Below are 15,472 nucleotides of genomic sequence, written 5' to 3'. Positions count from 1 at the left end.
ATTTACCTTTTAATCAAACCTTACTTATCACTTTTTGCAAGATTACACACTCTACATAATACTTGACCATTTTCCACAGTACCAGATCCTCCTTTCGCTTTTGCTAATATGTGATCTACATGAGCCTCATTATCGGGAGGAGATTTCCCTTTTTCATGCCTCTTAGGCTCTACAGTCTGTCTACCACATACTCCACAAATCATTTGTCCTTTATTATCAGCCTTATTCTGATCTCGAACTGCTCTTTTCCCCGCTGCAGTAAAATCTTTCCCTTTTCTAGTTCCTTGTTTTTTTAAGTGTCTCTCAAAGCTAGGAATATATTTTTTCGCCAATCCTAAAGGATCAAGCCATGAATTACTATGAAGAGCAAACTGATATAAATTTTCTCCACCGTTCAACCCAATCGGATCCTGATTCACAAACCGCCCGTACTGCGGTTCGTAATAGCGGAAGAAGTTGTAATGCAGCCCCGTCTCTTCGTCGCAATACTGGTTTTGTAATCTGAACGGTTGATGTGCGCCGGTAATGTTGGTTTCTTCGTCCAGCTGCCCCCAGCCTTTGTAATTGCCGAACCAAAGCAGGTTGCCTTCCTTATCCGTCATCTCGCGCGGTATGCCGATTTGGTCGCAGTGGAAATAGTGGGTTTGCTGCGGCTGCTCCGGGTCTTTTGAATCGAAGATTTGCGCCAACGGCTCGTAGCTGTCTTGGTCGGTATAAACGTAAGTATACGTGCCTTTGCCGTTTGTTTCCTGTAGCAGATGGCTGCCGTCCCAGATGAACTCGGTGCGGCTGCCTGCTATCGGCTGCGCTTCTTTCAGACAGGCTTCTTCGCCGAAGATGCGCGGCGGGTCGTTTTCCACCTGCTCTTTGGCTATCCTTCTGCCGATGGCATCGTAGGTATAGCGCCAAGTCTGCTGTTGTCCGTTTTGATGGATTTCGGCTTTAATCAGTTGGTCTTTTAAGTCGTATTGATATTTTTGGATTTCGCCGTTCGGCAGCTCTCGGTAGATTAGGTTGCCGTATTCGTCGTAAACGTATTGGTTGCCTTCATAGTGGGTAACCAGATTGTCTTTAACGCTTTGATCGGCTTTGTCAACGATGTTGTGCGCCGGATCGAAGGCGAAGCGTTGTTCGCCGGCTTGGGTGATGCGGCCGAGTTGATCATAGGCGTAATGGGTAGTACCGAAACGCTGGTCGGTCGATTGGGTCAGGTTGCCGGTTTTGTCGTAGCCGTAGCTGCGTTTAACCGCGGTGATGGTTTGGGCTTTGCTGCCGGTTTCAGACAGGCTTTGCAGCTCGGCGGTTTGTTGTTTCAGCCTGCCCAGCGGATCGAGCTGATAGCGGCTGTTAAGTTTGCCTTGGCTGCGTTGGATTTCGCGATGCAGTTTATCCCGTTCGATGTCGGTCAGCGGATTGCCGTTCAGGCTGATTTGGTGCAGGTGGCCGCTGCCGTAGTAGAGGTAATCCAGCCGTTGGCCGTTCGGCAGATGGGTGGCGGTGCGGTTACCGTTGGCATCGTAAACATAACGGACGTTGCGGTGGGTGTGTTGCAGAATCAGGTCGTGGTCGGGATTGCGCCAGTCGGTCAGCGGCAGTGCGTTGCTTTGGTCGACTTCGGGGCGGTGGAAACGGAAGCTCTCTTGCAGGATGCGGCCGTTGGCATCGTAGTCGAAACCGGTAATGCTGTGCGGGTCGGCGGCGCGGACTAAGCGGCCTTCGGCATCGTATTGGAACAGGGTTTCCTGCGTGCCGCCCTGTTGGTCGTGGGCCATGCTGGCAATCAATCTGCCGAGCGTGCCGCGCTGGAATTCGGTAATGCGCAGCGGGGTTTTGTCTTTCAGACAGGCTTTGGGATCGGTTTGATGCCTGTCTGAATTTTGGGCGAACAGGTCTTTGAGTACGGCTTCGTTTTCGGCCAGACGACCGTATTCGGTTTGCTGGGTTAATTCGCCGCCTTGGTTGTAATGGTAAGCAGTCAGTTTTTGATCGAAGCCGGCTTCGGCGATCAGGCGGTCGAGCGGGTCATAAGAGAAACGATAGCGGGCGCCGTTTTCGTTGGTCAGGCCGATCAGGCGGCGGGCCGGATCGTATTGGTAGCCGAAGGTGTAGCCTAAGGCGTTTTTCCTTTCGGTCGGCAGGCCGTCGGCAGCGTAGCGGTACTCGGTGGTGTGGCCTTCACCGTCGGTGTGGGCAACGAGGTTGCCGGCGGTGTCGTAACTGAAGCGCTCGCGGCTGCCGTCGGGGTAATCCGCCCGAATCAGACGCAGATCGTCGTCGTAATAATATTCGGTATGTTGACCGAGGGCGTCGGTAATTCGGGCCGGCTGGCCTTCGGGGGTGTAGCTCAATCGGGTTTGATAACCGGAGCAGTCGGTAATCAGGTCGGGCTGGTTATTGGTGTTGTAATGGTATTCGGTGGTATGACCCAGCGGGTCGGTCACGGTTTGCAACAGGCCGTTGGGCTGGTAGGCAAAACGGGTGGCGTTGCCTTGCGGGTCGGTGTGGATAATCGGGTTGCCGGCGGCGTCGTAAACGTAACTTGTCAGGTCGCCGTTGGCATCGGTTGATACGCGTAGGCGGTAGCTGTCGTCGTAATCGAAATAGAGCGCGTTGCCGTCGGGGCGGGTAATAGTGGTGACTTGGCCTTCGCGGCTGTATTGGTAGCGTGTGGTGCGGCCTAATGCGTCGGTGTGGGCTGTGAGCCGGCCGAGGCGGTCGCGCTCCATGTTGATGCTGCTGCCGTCGGCCAAAACGTGGCGAATCAGCTCTTGATTGTCGTCGTAATGGTATTGCTCGGTACGGCCGAGCACATCGGTAACTTCGGTGTAGCCTTCATGGTAGGTAAAGCGCCATTCGTGGCCGAGCGACGACCAGTTGCGCAAGACTTTGCCGGTCGGGGTGTAATGGCTGTATTCGTAATAAGAAGTCAGCCCGCCGGCATTGGTATGCGACACCATCAGATTGTTTTTGTAAGTAAAGCTGCGCTTGAGCGCGCCGTCGCGGCCGATAACGCGTAACAAATCGCCCGTTGCCGCATATTCATAGCGAACCAACGGGCGGGCGGGGCGAGCCTTTTCCTCCAAGGCGGGCAACCGATCCAGCAGGGAAACGGAAAGCAGCCGGTAAGCGGGTTGCTCTATGGTGCCGACATTGCCGAAGTCGAGGTAAAACACTCTGCCGTTGCCGTCGATGATGTATTGCGGTAATCCGGTCAGATGATGGTAGATAAAGCGTTGGTGATTGCCGTTGCTGTCTTCCACCGCCACCAAAGGGAAATTCAGACAGGCTTCTCCCTCGGGATCCTCTTCGGATACGACAGCCGGGGCAAATCGCAGCGAAACCGAACCGTCCAGCGAGGTAACGAAATAGTTGCTGCCGTCGCGGGCAAACCAAACCATCTCGGCTTCGAACAACACCGGCTCTTCACCGTCTTCCATATCCGGCATCGGTATCAGCCGCCCCTGCAAATCGATGTAGGCCAAACCGGATTCGGTGCGAATCAGCCGTTGCCCGCCCGGCACGCTCCAGCCTTCGCCCAACCAACCTGCACCGTCTTGGTCGGAATAATAGCTGCGCTGCCAAACCAGCGGTAAAACGCCTTCAAAGGCAAAATCGGTTTCATCCGGCAAAACTTTGATGCCGAGAATCGGGTTGACCGGCAATCCGGCCAGCATACTGGCCTTGCAGGCAGGGCATTTCTTTTTGAGACGACCTTTGTATTTGTTGTTCATATAGAACATGTCGCCTGCCCGGATAATGTATTCGCCGCGGATTTTAACCGAAGAAGAATGGGTCATCGGCCAGGCCGCTTCGCCGGCCGTTTGGCTTAACACACCTTTTTTCCGTGTTCCGGGGCCGGGATGCGGCGGCGGGTCGGCCGGCTCGTCGCCGAATGTTTCTGGAACATAGCTGGCATCAAAGACAAATGCGGGCTTTTTATTAATCTTCACATCTTTCGCAACGGCTTTGGCCTTGCCTAAATCGGTGGTCAGCGGAAAAGGTATCGGCGGCACTTGCGGCGGGGTCGGCGGCATCGGTAGAAAACAGAAGTCGGGCAACATGCACACAACGCGGAAGTCGCTGTCTTTGCGGGCGATTTTTTGGATGGCCATGATGTGAAGATAAGACGGATTAAAGATAAAATTTAGACGGCCTAAAAGAGAAAAAGTTTCATGAAAAATGCGAAACCGGTTGAAGATTAACGGCTTAATCTCCAACCGGTTTTTATCGGCCCACCCGTCAGGTTTTAGGTAGGGTAACTCCGGTTTGCCCCATATATTTGCCGCTTCGGTCTTTATAAGAGGTTTCGCAAATTTCATCGCTTTCGAAAAACAATACCTGCGCCACACCTTCGCCGGCATAAATTTTGGCCGGCAGCGGCGTGGTATTGGAAAATTCCAGCGTAACATAACCTTCCCACTCCGGCTCGAACGGCGTAACGTTGACGATGATGCCACAGCGCGCGTAAGTTGATTTCCCCAAACACACGGTCAGCACGTTGCGTGGGATGCGGAAATATTCCACCGTGCGCGCCAGCGCAAAAGAATTGGGCGGGATAATGCAGCAATCGTCTTCAATCGTCACAAAGTTTTTCGGATCGAAATTTTTCGGATCGACGATGGTACTGTTGATATTGGTAAAAATCTTAAATTCATTGGCGCAACGGATATCGTAGCCGTAGCTGGACGTGCCGTAAGAAATGATTCTGCGGCCGTCTACTTCTTTTACCTGATTCGGCTCGAACGGCTCAATCATGCCGTGCTGCTCGCTCATCCGGCGTATCCATTTATCGGATTTAATGCTCATAGTATTTTCCTTGGTTAAATCGTTTTCAGACAGGCATCGCCAGTTCAGGATGATTTCTGCCATCCGCCCAGATAGCCGACCAATTCATCCAACATGGCGCCGATATTTTCCGTCATCAAAACCTGCGATGCAAAAGCCAAACTGGCGGCATCGTCGCCGTGGCTTTCCGCTTCTTCCTGAAGCACGTCTAAATATTGGATGCGTTTTAAAGTGAAATCCTGCGTCAGAATAAAGGCAATCTGCTCGCGCCATACCAAGCCGAGCTGGGTAACGGTTTTGCCGTTTTTCACATGCTGCACCACTTCATCGGCGGTCAAATCCTGTTTCGACACTTTTACCGTAGGCGCCACATCGCCGCTGCCTTTCAGCTCGCAGTCGCTATCCAGCTCGAAGCCGCCCTCGCAAGCCCCGCGCAACAGCCATTCGGTCATCAAACTGGCCGGCGATTGTTGGGTATTCGGCAAACGCGCTTCCAAGCCGCCGAGCGCTTCACGCAGCTTGGTCAGCAGCCCTTCCGCTTTGTTGGCGGAAGCGTTGTTGACCAGCAGATAGCCGCGCCGTGTATCGAATACCGCTTGCACGCGCCCCGAGCGGGTAAAGGCGCGCGGTAATAAATCGTCGGTAATCTGCTCTTTCAGCTCCTGCTTTTCTTTGCGCCCGACATTGCGCGCTTCGGCGTTTTGGATTTCCGCTACTTTTTCATCCAGAATATCGCGAATAACGCCAGCCGGCAGCACTTTTTCTTCTTTTTTCAAAGCAACGCGCCAAGTGTTTTCAGCCGGAAACACCGCTTCCGGCGAAAAAGAAACCGGTGCGGCAAAGCCTTCGCTAAACCAGTCTAACCCTGCACAAGGCGTAAACTCTGCCTCGCCCAGTTTATCTGCCAATGTTTCCAGTGTTGGCAGTTTTTCCGGAGTGAGGGAATAAAAACTGATTTGCTTAAACCACATAACGCATGCTTTCTTTAAAGTTGTTTTCAAAGCGGTCTATTATATAGTGAATAAACCCAATCATTCCACTGCATCGGGCTTTCGACGTGATTTCCGTAACAACGCTACCCGCCCTGCTCCGTTATTTTTAATCATTCGCCGTTTTACCTCCTAATTTTGCTGCTCACGCGCAGTAAAATGCCTGTCTGAAACAGGTTTTCAGACAGGCATTTTATTTGCCATAATGCTTTTCATCACCAGCATCAAAACGAATTTTTCAATGCCCTCAAGGCAGCAAATATTTCCGCTTCATCGTTTAACACGGTTTCCGATAAGGCTTCCACCCGCTTGGCCAAAGCTGCGTTGCCGGTTCTTAAAAAAGGATTGACCCGCCGCTCGTGCGCTAGGGTTACGGGCAGCGTCGGCTTAGATTTTTCAGCCAAAGCAAGTGCCTCAATCGCCGGCTGATTATCCGGTTCGATATGGATGGCAAAGCACAAGTTTGATGCCGTGTATTCGTGCGCGGGATAAAACAAAGTATCGGCAGGCAAACTGTTGAAACGTTGCATGCTGCCGTAAAGCTGCGCTACCGTGCCGGTAAACACGCGACCGCACCCGGCACTGAATAAAGTATCGCCGCAAAATACATGATAACGGCCGGAAAGCAGCAGCAAATACGCCAGATGCCGGCCGGTATGACCGGGCACATACCAGACACGGGCAGTTTCACCGCAAAAACCCACTTCGCTGCCTTCCGCCACATAATCGGTTGCCGCCGCAATGTCGTCATTGCCATACACTTTGCATTCTGGAAAGAGGCGGCGCAAATCCGCTATCCCGTCGATATGGTCGTGATGATGGTGGGTAATCCAAATTTGGCGCAAAACCAAGCCATGCTGAGCTAAATAAGCCGCTACCGGCGCGGCTTCGCCCGGATCAACGCACACCGCTTCATTGCCCGACCGAATCAGCCAGATATAGTTGTCGCTTAACGCAGGAATCGGTACAATCTGCATAAAGCTAACCTTTCAACAGCCAATCTTGCAGGCCGATAAGCGTTTTAGCGTCTTCGATTTCGCCGTTTTGCAAGGCTTGCAACACTTCTTGCCGACTCAATACCACGGTTTCCACAAATTCATCCTGATCCGGTTGCAGATTGCTGGTTTCGCTCACATTAATCGCACGGTAGAGATACATTTTCTCATCGCAAAAGCCGGGAGCAGTATAAAAAACTCTCACCAACTCAACCCGCTCGGCGGCAAACGGCGTTTCTTCCGCCAACTCGCGCAAGGCGCATAATGCCGGATCTTCACCCGCCTCCAACTTGCCGGCCGGCAATTCCAGCATAGCCTTGCCGCAGGCATAACGCCATTGCCGCACGAAAATCACTTTGTCATCCGACGTAACCGCCAACACGCAGGCCGCGCCGGGATGACGTATCACAACCCGATGGCTTTCATTGCCGTTGGGCAGGCGCACTTTATCTCTGGCAATCGATACGAAAGTACCTTGAAAAATCGGTTCCGAACCAATTTGGGTTTCGGTTAAATCCATCAGCCCATCCTTTTCAACTCATGTTTTCAGACAAGCATTGTATACCCAAGCCTGCCTTACAACAAACGCTGTTCGGCAAACGATACCGCCTCAGCCGAGGTAATCACAAAATGATCCAGCAAAACCACGTCAACCAATGCCAAAGCCGCTTTCAGCCGACTGGTAAACGCGATATCCGCCGCCGAAGGTTCGGGCGAACCGCCGGGATGGTTATGCGCGATAATCATGCCGCTGGCGCCGTTATCCAGCGCCAATTTAACCACTTCGCGCACATAAACCGTATTTTCAGCCACCGTTCCTCGCGCCAGCTCCACCGATTTGATCAGCTGGTTATGCCCGTTAAGTAACAACGCCAAGGTGATTTCCACCTGCTCCCGCCCTAGATGCAAACGGAGAAAATCGGCCACCGCCTGCGATTGGCCGAATACCGGCGCTTGTTGCAATTCCTCGCCCAACACCCGCCGACCAACCTCTTTTACCACAGCGAATTGAGTGTAACTCGCCAGCCCCATGCCTTTATGTTTGGCCAACGATTTTGCATCCGCATTCATCAACCGACCTAAGCTGCCGAATTCCTGCAATAAATAGCGCGCCAAATCCACCGCGCTCATGCCCTTCGTGCCTACCCGCAGCAAAATGGCCAGCAATTCCGCATCGCTTAACGCTGCCGCTCCGCTCGCTAATAATTTTTCCCGCGGCCGCTCGCCCTGCGGCCAGTTTTTGATGCTCATAATCGTTTTCCCATTTTAAAATCATTTTAAACAATAGTTTCTCAAGTAAGTTTATCCAAAAAAGCGCCTGATGCAAACCGCTATGATGTTGTAAACGCTGCAAGAGAAATGCCTGTCTGAAAAGCCATACAGGTTTTTTCAGACAGGCATTGGCGTTTAAATAAATGTGAAGTAAAATCCGTTGAAACAAATTCAAAGGAATGTCCATGACCAGCAAACTGCAAGCCCCCACCGAGCTACCCGATTCTTCCGACTTACGCGCCGTTTTGGCTTACAACATGCGCCTGTTCCGCGTTAATAAAGGCTGGTCGCAAGAAGAGCTCGCCCGCCAATGCGGGCTCGACCGAACTTATGTTTCGGCAGTGGAACGCAAACGCTGGAACATTGCGCTTTCCAATATCGAAAAAATGGCGACCGCACTCGGCGTGCCTGCTTACCAATTGTTGTTGCCGCCCGAAGCCAGACTGGCCATGATAGGATAAAAAATGCCTGTCTGAAAAATTCAGACAGGCATTTTTTACAAGTGGGCGGCTATCCCAAACCGATGGCGCCAACCACCTGCACCACGATGATTTTCAGAATCGTCATCGACGGGAAAATCATCGCATAGCCGATATCCGGCTTATCGGTGCCGAGCGTGCGGCTGGTAAACGCAAGAATCGCAGGATTGCCGGTTGCGCCGGATACCACGCCGGCAGCCAAGTCAAACGGAATTTTGAACACATAAACCGTCAGTATCAATACGGCAATGGTCAATACCGCAGCCAACAGCGCGGCCAGCAGCAAATAAGTCAGGCCGTTTTGGGAAACCGTGTTGACGAAGGTCTGGCCGGAAGACATGCCCACCTGAGCCAAAAACAAAGTCAGCCCGAAATTGCGGATGGCCAAATTGGCCTGAATCGGCATCGACCACACAAACCGGCCGGTGCGCCGCCGCATACCCAGAAACAGCGCAACCACCAGCAAACCGGCAAAACCGAAAGTGAAGCGACCCAAGCCCGGCAGATATAAAGGAATCGCGCCTACGGCCAAACCCAATGCCGCGCCCACACCGACCGAAGCAAACCCCAGTTCGCCGCCGGCTCGTACCGAATCGCCGAACACGCGGCGCAAATCGCGGATGTTTTCGATGGCAGCCAAAAGACCGATCTGATCGCCCAATTCAAGGCGTAAATCAAGGTTGGTGGTGATGTCTTCATCATTGCGGCGCAAATGCAAAATGCTGGTTTCAAATTTCAGCATCTGCTTGACTTCGCGTATGGTTTTGCCCGACATATTAGGGTTTGAAACGAACAAGCGCAGATAATCGAGCTCGCCGTAGCTGCGGCGGAAAGTATCGCCCACACGCACCCCGATCATTTTTTCCGCTTCTTCCATCACCTTGCCGTCGACACCGGTAATCAACACCACGTCGTTCAGCGCCAATTCGCCGTGCACTTCGGCCGAGTGGGTCTGACCATCGCGGCTCACGGTAGAAGCATCGACCCCTTTCGGCAGCCAATTCGACAATTCCTCCAGCGTTTTACCCACCACATAAGCATTCTCAACCCGAACCGCATACATTTGCAGCGAAATCCGCTCCTGCGGCGCAATTTTCGGCTTGAACCATGCGTTATACAGCCCCAAAATCAGAATCGGTATCGCCACACCCAACGGATAAGCAACCGAATAGCCGGTTGCCGGAATGCTGTCGCCCGTTACCGCCATCGCCGCTTGCAAGGCCGACGTACTGGTGCCGGCGCCGGCAAACGCGCCCATCGCTTCAGGCAACGCCACGCCGGGCATAAATTTTACCGCCAGCAGCATCGCACCCAATGCCAGCAAAACGCCGATAATCGAAGCCAGATTGGAGCGGATGCCCTCTGGGCTGGTCAGGCCTTTAAAAAAGTGGGCGCCGTAGGCAATGCCGACGCCGTAAAGAAACAGCAGCAAGCCTAATGCACCCACCGTATTGGGCAAGGCGGATTTGGGCGCCAACGCGCCAATCGCCAGCCCGACGAACAATACCGCTCCCGACCCGAGGGAAAACCCCTTAATGCTTACCGCACCCAATCCGTAGCCCAACGCAATGGTAATAAACAGCGCCAGCAACGGCTGAGAGGCGAGAAACTCTGCAATCGCCGTCATACTTCGACTCCTAATCATTATAGATAAAGAAATTTTACTACAATCAACTAAGTCAAACTATGCCGCAATCACCAATATTTGCGTTTAAGCAAATATTTAATGTAGTTAAGTTTCAATTATGCTGAAATTTTCTGAAAATATGTTCAGACAGGCATAGATTTTATGCCCGAATCAAATCATCCAGATAAGCGCGCAGCTTCGGTTCGTCTAAATGCCAATGGCAAATTTCCGTTTCCCCATGCAGCAAAACCGGCACCAGTTCGTTATATTTTTCTTCCAGAGCGGCATCGTCGTCCACATCGAATTGCGCCAGCTCAAACCCGTATTCCGGTTGCAGCCGCAACAATTCATCACGCATCTTATGACAAAGGCTGCAATATTCGCGAAACATAAGCGTCAGCTTCATTTTCCATCCGTTTCCAATTTCAAGCGAGCTCCCTAATCAGCCCAATATAAACAATTCGTTGCCATGCCGCTTCAGCCAAGCTTTCGCTGCGGCGGTGTGCGGCGTTAAACCGTCAACCAAAGCCCAAAATTTCGGGCTGTGATTGGCTTGGCGCAAATGGCAAAGTTCATGAATGCAGACATAATCCAACACAAAATCCGGCGCGCCGATTAATCGCCAATTCAAGCGTATGCCGGTGCGCGCACGGCACACGCCCCAAAAAGTTTTCGCATCGGATAAAGCCGTTGCCGCTGGTTGGAATCCCGTGCTTTCCGCATGGCAACGCAAACGCGGCAGTAAAACCTCTTCTGCCCGCGCCTTCAGATAGCGGCTGAAATGGCCTTTTTGCGCCGCCGGATTACCGCGCGGCAGCAAAAAGCGCTTTTCCGACAGCCCAATAAAAGCCTCATCATGTTCGCCCAAACCATAACGTTCGCCGCGATACCACACATAGGCAGGCAGGCCTTCCCTTGCAGCAGGCATCTCGCGCGACAACAAATCCAATACATGATGCTCGTTTTGCAGCAGCCACGCCATCAAACGGCTCTCGCTGAGAAAAGGCGGAATGTTCACGCTGATTGCATCGGCCGAAACCGGCCGCATAATGATATTTTTCTTCGCGCTGCGCTTAAGCTGCAAAGCAATGCGTCGCCCGTTTTGTAGAGTATGTGTTTTTTGAACCATATTTTGAAACACCCGATGCCTGTCTGAAAGACAGAAGCATGAATTTTGCTTGACCCTGCCACCCAAACCCTCTATTATCTGCCCTCACATTTTCGAAGCCATCGTCTTCAGCCAACTGTGCGCCTATCTTCAAGATAAGGCTTTTCTTTTGGGTTTCCCGCCGAGCGGCGAAACCATCCGATTGCAGGTTGTCGCCGATGTTAACACAAGCCGCCGCGCTTGCGACAACCTTTAAAGCCATCCCTCTTTATCCCAGCTTCAGGCCACCCACTTTGCGGGCGGAAGGCATTGTTGCCGTTTTTAGGAACCTCATGTCCATTAAATTCAGCGATTTACTGCACGATAAAAACATTCTTTCCGCCCTTAAAACAGAAGGCTACGAATCACCCACACCGATTCAAGCCCAAGCCATTCCCGCCGCGCTGGATGACCGCGACATTATGGCGGGCGCACAAACCGGCTCCGGCAAAACAGCCGCTTTTCTGCTTCCCACCCTGCAACGCCTGACCAAACGCAGCGAAAAACCCGGCAACGGTCCGCGCGCATTGGTGCTGGCGCCTACCCGCGAGCTCGCCGCGCAAGTGGAAAAAAACGCGCAGGCTTATGCGCGCAACATGAAATGGTTCCGCACCGTAACCGTGGTGGGCGGTGCTTCGTTCGGCCAGCAGATTCGCGCGTTAAACAAACCGGTTGATTTGGTGGTGGCCACGCCTGGCCGTCTGATGGATTTGATGCGCAGCGGCAAGGTCGATTTCAACCGCTTGGAAGTTCTGATTCTCGACGAAGCCGACCGCATGCTCGACATGGGCTTTATCGACGACATCGAAACCATTGTCGCCGCCACCCCCGAAAGCCGCCAAACGCTGCTCTTTTCCGCCACATGGGACGGCGCCGTAGGCAAATTGGCACGCAAACTAACCAAAAATCCCGAAGTCATCGAAATCCAACGCGTTGATGATCAAGGGAAAATCGAAGAGCAATTGTTATATTGCGACGACAAACGCCATAAAGACCGCTTGCTCGACCATATCTTGCGCGATGCCAACATCGACCAATGCGTGATTTTCACCTCAACCAAAGCGATGACCGAAGTATTGGCCGACGATTTATACGAAAAAGGCTTCGCCTCCAACTGCCTGCACGGCGACATGCCGCAAGGCTGGCGCAACCGCACGCTGATGGACTTGCGCAAAGGCCGCTGCAAAATTCTGGTTGCCACCGATGTAGCCGCACGCGGAATCGACGTTCCTACCATTACCCACGTTATCAATTACGATCTGCCCAAGCAATCGGAAGATTACGTTCACCGCATCGGTCGTACCGGCCGCGCCGGAAGAACTGGCCTTGCCGTTAGCTTTGCCGAAGTGGGCGAACACGTCAAAGTGCACAAAATTGAAAAATACATCGGCCGCAAACTGCCCGAAATGACCATCGAAGGCTTGGAGCCGACCCGCAAACGTAGCAAGCCGGGCAGCGGCAAGCCCAAAGGAAAAGGCGGCTGGCGCGATAAAAACGACGGCGCGGGCAAAGACAAAAAATGGGGTCGTAAAGACGGCGGCTTCAAAAACAAAGATGGTTTCAAAAAAAACAAGAAAACCGACGGCGCACCGGCAAAAAAACACGGCCGTGACAAAACCAAAGCCTAAATAGAACATGCCTGCCTGAAAAACCATTTTCAGACAGGCACTTCTTCATTATTCCATGCTGCAAAAAAACCGGCTTACCGATATAATCAAATTTACCTCTCATTATGGAAAAACGCATGAAACACGCTCTGATTACAGCCTTATTATTTACTGCCGCTCTGCCCGCTGCCCATGCAGAAATCTACACCTGCATCGACCGCAGCGGCAATAAAATCTACACGCAAGATGCCCGTTCGGCCAACTGCCAGAAAGCCGATATCGGCCGCCTTGACGTTTATTCATCCCTACCGGCCAAACCGGTCAATTACACGCCGCCGGCCGCGCCGCAAGAATCCCCCCAAGAAAACGCCGATTATCAAGCCGCGCAGAAAAAATTGGCCGATGCCCAAAAAGCACTGGAAGAAGGCAAGAAAGTACGCTATGGCAACGAACGCAACTACGCGCGCTATCTGCAACGCATTGCCGGTTTGGAAGCCGACGTGAAAAAAGCCCAAAACGACTTAAACCAGGCAGGCGGTAGCAATTCGACCCATAATGCCAACCCCTCGCCTATTTCACAATAAACATATTCAAAAATAATCTTTAAATCCAAAGCCGAATGCCTGTCTGAAAATGTTTTCAGACAGGCATTTCTCATAAATAATCAATATAACCAAATCATCTTTAATTAAAGCAAACCATTCTTTCCCTTTTCCTGTCGCAGTTATTAAAGTATCCCGTATTTTCCACATACCAAAACGATGATAACCAAGGAACACCCATGACAGCTCAAGACCCGCGCGCCAAACTGCCCGACGCCCCCTTAGCCGACAACGAGCGGCTCAAAGGCCAGAGCCATTATCTCGAAGGCACCATCACCAAAGACCTTTCCGACGGTCTAACCGGCGGTTTCAACGGCGACAATTTCCAGCTTATCCGCTTTCACGGCATGTATGAGCAAGACGACCGCGACATCCGTGCCGAACGCGTCGAACAAAAGCTCGAGCCGCTGAAAAACGTCATGCTGCGCTGCCGTCTGCCCGGCGGCATCATCCAGCCCAAGCAATGGCTGGGCATAGACGAATTTGCCACCGAACACACCTTATACGGCTCCATTCGCCTCACCAACCGCCAAACCTTCCAATACCACGGCGTATTAAAAGAAGACATCAAATCCATGCACCAATGGCTGCACAAACTTGGCCTCGATTCCATCGCCACCGCCGGCGACGTCAACCGAAACGTGTTGTGCACCAGCAATCCGGTCGAAAGCAATCTGCATAAAGAAGCCTACGAATGGGCCAAAAAAATCAGCGAACACCTGTTGCCCAAAACCCGTGCCTACGCCGAAATCTGGCTCGACGGCGAAAAAGTGCAATCCACCGAAACCATGCCCGCCACGCCGCTGAAAGATTCCGTTAAAAGCGGCGACGCAACCGAACCGGTGCTCGGCAAAAACTACCTGCCGCGCAAATTCAAAACCACCGTCGTCATTCCCCCGCACAACGACGTCGACCTCCACGCCAACGACTTGAATTTCATCGCCATCGGCGAAAAGGGCAAACTGATAGGCTTCAACGTTTTGGTTGGCGGCGGCCTTTCCATGGAACACGGCAACACCAAAACCTACCCCAACACCGCCATCGAATTCGGCTTCATTCCATTGGAAAAAACGCTCGATTGCGCCGCCGCCGTGGTATCCGTTCAACGCGACTGGGGCAACCGCAGCGACCGCAAAAACGCCAAAACCCGCTACACCCTGCAACGCGTCGGCGTAGACGTATTCATCGCCGAAGTGGAAAACCGCATGGGCGCCCAATTCCAACCCATTCTTCCCTATGAATTCACCTCGCGCGGCGACCGCATCGGCTGGGTGCAGGGCGAAGATAAAAAATGGCATCTGACACTATTTATCGAAAATGGCCGCCTGCTTGATTACCCGGGTCGACCGCTCAAAACAGGCATGCGCGAAATCGCCAAAATCCACAAAGGCGACTTCCGCCTGACCGCCAACCAAAACCTGATTGTGGCCAATGTACCCGAACGCGACAAAGCCAAAATCGAAAAAATCGCCCGCGAACACGGCCTGATCAGCGATGCGATTACCCCTCAACGTGAAAACAGCATGGCCTGCGTTTCCCTGCCGACCTGCCCGCTGGCCATGGCCGAGGCCGAACGCTTCCTGCCGCAATTCACCGACAAAATCGATGCCTTGTTTGCCAAACACGGCCTGTCTGAAGAGCATATCGTTTTGCGTGTTACCGGCTGCCCCAACGGCTGCGGCCGAGCCATGCTGGCCGAAATCGGGCTGGTCGGCAAAGCTGTCGGCCGCTACAACCTATACGCGGGCGGCAACCGCGCCGGCACCCGTATTCCGCGCCTGTTCAAAGAAAACATTACCGAGCCGGAAATTCTCGAAATCATCGACAATTGGCTGACCGGCTGGGCTTCGGATCGTGAAAACGGCGAAGGCTTCGGCGATTTCGCCGTACGTACCGGCATCGTTAAACCGGTTCTCGACGCCCCGCGCGACTTCTGGGCCGTATAAGCGCCGGCAAAACCAAAATGCCT

Annotated in this window: 14 protein-coding genes; 5 read left to right on the top strand and 9 right to left on the bottom strand. The window is 52.8% G+C overall.

Annotated features, from left to right (window positions below; genetic code table 11):
- Positions 1–20: 20 nt before the first annotated feature.
- The 6 genes from Q4A84_RS00185 to radC form a co-directional block, all read right to left on the bottom strand.
- On the bottom strand, positions 21–4,112 hold the full coding sequence (locus Q4A84_RS00185) for a DUF6531 domain-containing protein (protein ID WP_303086908.1): 4,092 nt from the start codon (positions 4,110–4,112) through the stop codon (positions 21–23).
- Positions 4,113–4,239: 127 nt separating this feature from the next.
- The gene (gene dcd, locus Q4A84_RS00180) at positions 4,240–4,806 is read right to left on the bottom strand and encodes a dCTP deaminase (RefSeq protein ID WP_303086907.1); all 567 of its coding nucleotides are present in this window, start codon (positions 4,804–4,806) and stop codon (positions 4,240–4,242) included.
- Positions 4,807–4,850: 44 nt separating this feature from the next.
- Positions 4,851–5,756 (bottom strand): recombination-associated protein RdgC, encoded by a 906-nt coding sequence (locus tag Q4A84_RS00175; RefSeq protein WP_303086906.1) that lies wholly within the window; start codon positions 5,754–5,756, stop codon positions 4,851–4,853.
- Between the two features lie 242 nt (positions 5,757–5,998).
- Positions 5,999–6,751, bottom strand: a complete 753-nt coding sequence (gloB, locus tag Q4A84_RS00170) for a hydroxyacylglutathione hydrolase (protein ID WP_303086905.1) — start codon at positions 6,749–6,751, stop codon at positions 5,999–6,001.
- Positions 6,752–6,755: 4 nt separating this feature from the next.
- The gene (locus Q4A84_RS00165; protein WP_303086904.1) at positions 6,756–7,289 is read right to left on the bottom strand and encodes an NUDIX hydrolase; all 534 of its coding nucleotides are present in this window, start codon (positions 7,287–7,289) and stop codon (positions 6,756–6,758) included.
- Between the two features lie 56 nt (positions 7,290–7,345).
- Positions 7,346–8,020, bottom strand: coding sequence for a DNA repair protein RadC (gene radC / locus Q4A84_RS00160; RefSeq protein WP_303086903.1), 675 nt, complete (start codon positions 8,018–8,020; stop codon positions 7,346–7,348).
- 206 nt (positions 8,021–8,226) lie between these two features.
- On the opposite strand from radC, the gene Q4A84_RS00155 reads away from it, so the two are divergent.
- On the top strand, positions 8,227–8,502 hold the full coding sequence (locus Q4A84_RS00155; RefSeq protein ID WP_303086902.1) for a helix-turn-helix domain-containing protein: 276 nt from the start codon (positions 8,227–8,229) through the stop codon (positions 8,500–8,502).
- A gap of 49 nt (positions 8,503–8,551) precedes the next feature.
- Here Q4A84_RS00155 and Q4A84_RS00150 read toward each other — a convergent pair whose 3' ends face one another.
- The 3 genes from Q4A84_RS00150 to Q4A84_RS00140 all read right to left on the bottom strand — a co-directional run bounded on the left by Q4A84_RS00150 (position 8,552) and on the right by Q4A84_RS00140 (position 11,276).
- Positions 8,552–10,147: an aspartate:alanine exchanger family transporter gene (locus tag Q4A84_RS00150; protein WP_303086901.1), complete on the bottom strand. Its 1,596-nt coding sequence runs from the start codon at positions 10,145–10,147 to the stop codon at positions 8,552–8,554.
- Positions 10,148–10,307: 160 nt separating this feature from the next.
- Positions 10,308–10,553 carry a glutaredoxin family protein gene (locus Q4A84_RS00145; protein ID WP_303086900.1) on the bottom strand — a complete coding sequence of 82 codons (246 nt, stop codon included), beginning with the start codon at positions 10,551–10,553 and terminating at the stop codon, positions 10,308–10,310.
- Positions 10,554–10,589: 36 nt separating this feature from the next.
- Positions 10,590–11,276: a M48 family metallopeptidase gene (locus Q4A84_RS00140; protein WP_303086899.1), complete on the bottom strand. Its 687-nt coding sequence runs from the start codon at positions 11,274–11,276 to the stop codon at positions 10,590–10,592.
- A gap of 49 nt (positions 11,277–11,325) precedes the next feature.
- Between Q4A84_RS00140 and Q4A84_RS00135 the strand changes: the two genes are divergently transcribed.
- From Q4A84_RS00135 to cysI, 4 genes are all read left to right on the top strand, one after another.
- On the top strand, positions 11,326–11,511 hold the full coding sequence (locus tag Q4A84_RS00135; RefSeq protein WP_303086898.1) for a hypothetical protein: 186 nt from the start codon (positions 11,326–11,328) through the stop codon (positions 11,509–11,511).
- Positions 11,512–11,587: 76 nt separating this feature from the next.
- Complete coding sequence (locus Q4A84_RS00130; protein ID WP_303086897.1) at positions 11,588–12,922, top strand: DEAD/DEAH box helicase; 1,335 nt, start codon at positions 11,588–11,590, stop codon at positions 12,920–12,922.
- 116 nt (positions 12,923–13,038) lie between these two features.
- The gene (locus Q4A84_RS00125) at positions 13,039–13,485 is read left to right on the top strand and encodes a DUF4124 domain-containing protein (protein ID WP_303086896.1); all 447 of its coding nucleotides are present in this window, start codon (positions 13,039–13,041) and stop codon (positions 13,483–13,485) included.
- 197 nt (positions 13,486–13,682) lie between these two features.
- Complete coding sequence (cysI, locus tag Q4A84_RS00120; protein WP_303086895.1) at positions 13,683–15,449, top strand: assimilatory sulfite reductase (NADPH) hemoprotein subunit; 1,767 nt, start codon at positions 13,683–13,685, stop codon at positions 15,447–15,449.
- Positions 15,450–15,472 lie beyond the last annotated feature (23 nt).

The sequence above is a fragment of the Neisseria sp. genome, from assembly GCF_030527965.1.
In the GTDB taxonomy this organism is placed as follows: domain Bacteria; phylum Pseudomonadota; class Gammaproteobacteria; order Burkholderiales; family Neisseriaceae; genus Neisseria.
The sequence above is the reverse complement of the archived record's forward strand: the minus strand, read 5'-3'. Positions and strand labels throughout refer to the sequence as shown.

Coding starts and splice junctions, on each gene's coding strand:
- Q4A84_RS00185 (WP_303086908.1), bottom strand. CDS start 4,112: ATGGCCATCCAAAAAATCGCCCGCAAAGACAGCGACTTCCGCGTTGTG.
- dcd (WP_303086907.1), bottom strand. CDS start 4,806: ATGAGCATTAAATCCGATAAATGGATACGCCGGATGAGCGAGCAGCAC.
- Q4A84_RS00175 (WP_303086906.1), bottom strand. CDS start 5,756: ATGTGGTTTAAGCAAATCAGTTTTTATTCCCTCACTCCGGAAAAACTG.
- gloB (WP_303086905.1), bottom strand. CDS start 6,751: ATGCAGATTGTACCGATTCCTGCGTTAAGCGACAACTATATCTGGCTG.
- Q4A84_RS00165 (WP_303086904.1), bottom strand. CDS start 7,289: ATGGATTTAACCGAAACCCAAATTGGTTCGGAACCGATTTTTCAAGGT.
- radC (WP_303086903.1), bottom strand. CDS start 8,020: ATGAGCATCAAAAACTGGCCGCAGGGCGAGCGGCCGCGGGAAAAATTA.
- Q4A84_RS00155 (WP_303086902.1), top strand. CDS start 8,227: ATGACCAGCAAACTGCAAGCCCCCACCGAGCTACCCGATTCTTCCGAC.
- Q4A84_RS00150 (WP_303086901.1), bottom strand. CDS start 10,147: ATGACGGCGATTGCAGAGTTTCTCGCCTCTCAGCCGTTGCTGGCGCTG.
- Q4A84_RS00145 (WP_303086900.1), bottom strand. CDS start 10,553: ATGAAGCTGACGCTTATGTTTCGCGAATATTGCAGCCTTTGTCATAAG.
- Q4A84_RS00140 (WP_303086899.1), bottom strand. CDS start 11,276: ATGGTTCAAAAAACACATACTCTACAAAACGGGCGACGCATTGCTTTG.
- Q4A84_RS00130 (WP_303086897.1), top strand. CDS start 11,588: ATGTCCATTAAATTCAGCGATTTACTGCACGATAAAAACATTCTTTCC.
- Q4A84_RS00125 (WP_303086896.1), top strand. CDS start 13,039: ATGAAACACGCTCTGATTACAGCCTTATTATTTACTGCCGCTCTGCCC.
- cysI (WP_303086895.1), top strand. CDS start 13,683: ATGACAGCTCAAGACCCGCGCGCCAAACTGCCCGACGCCCCCTTAGCC.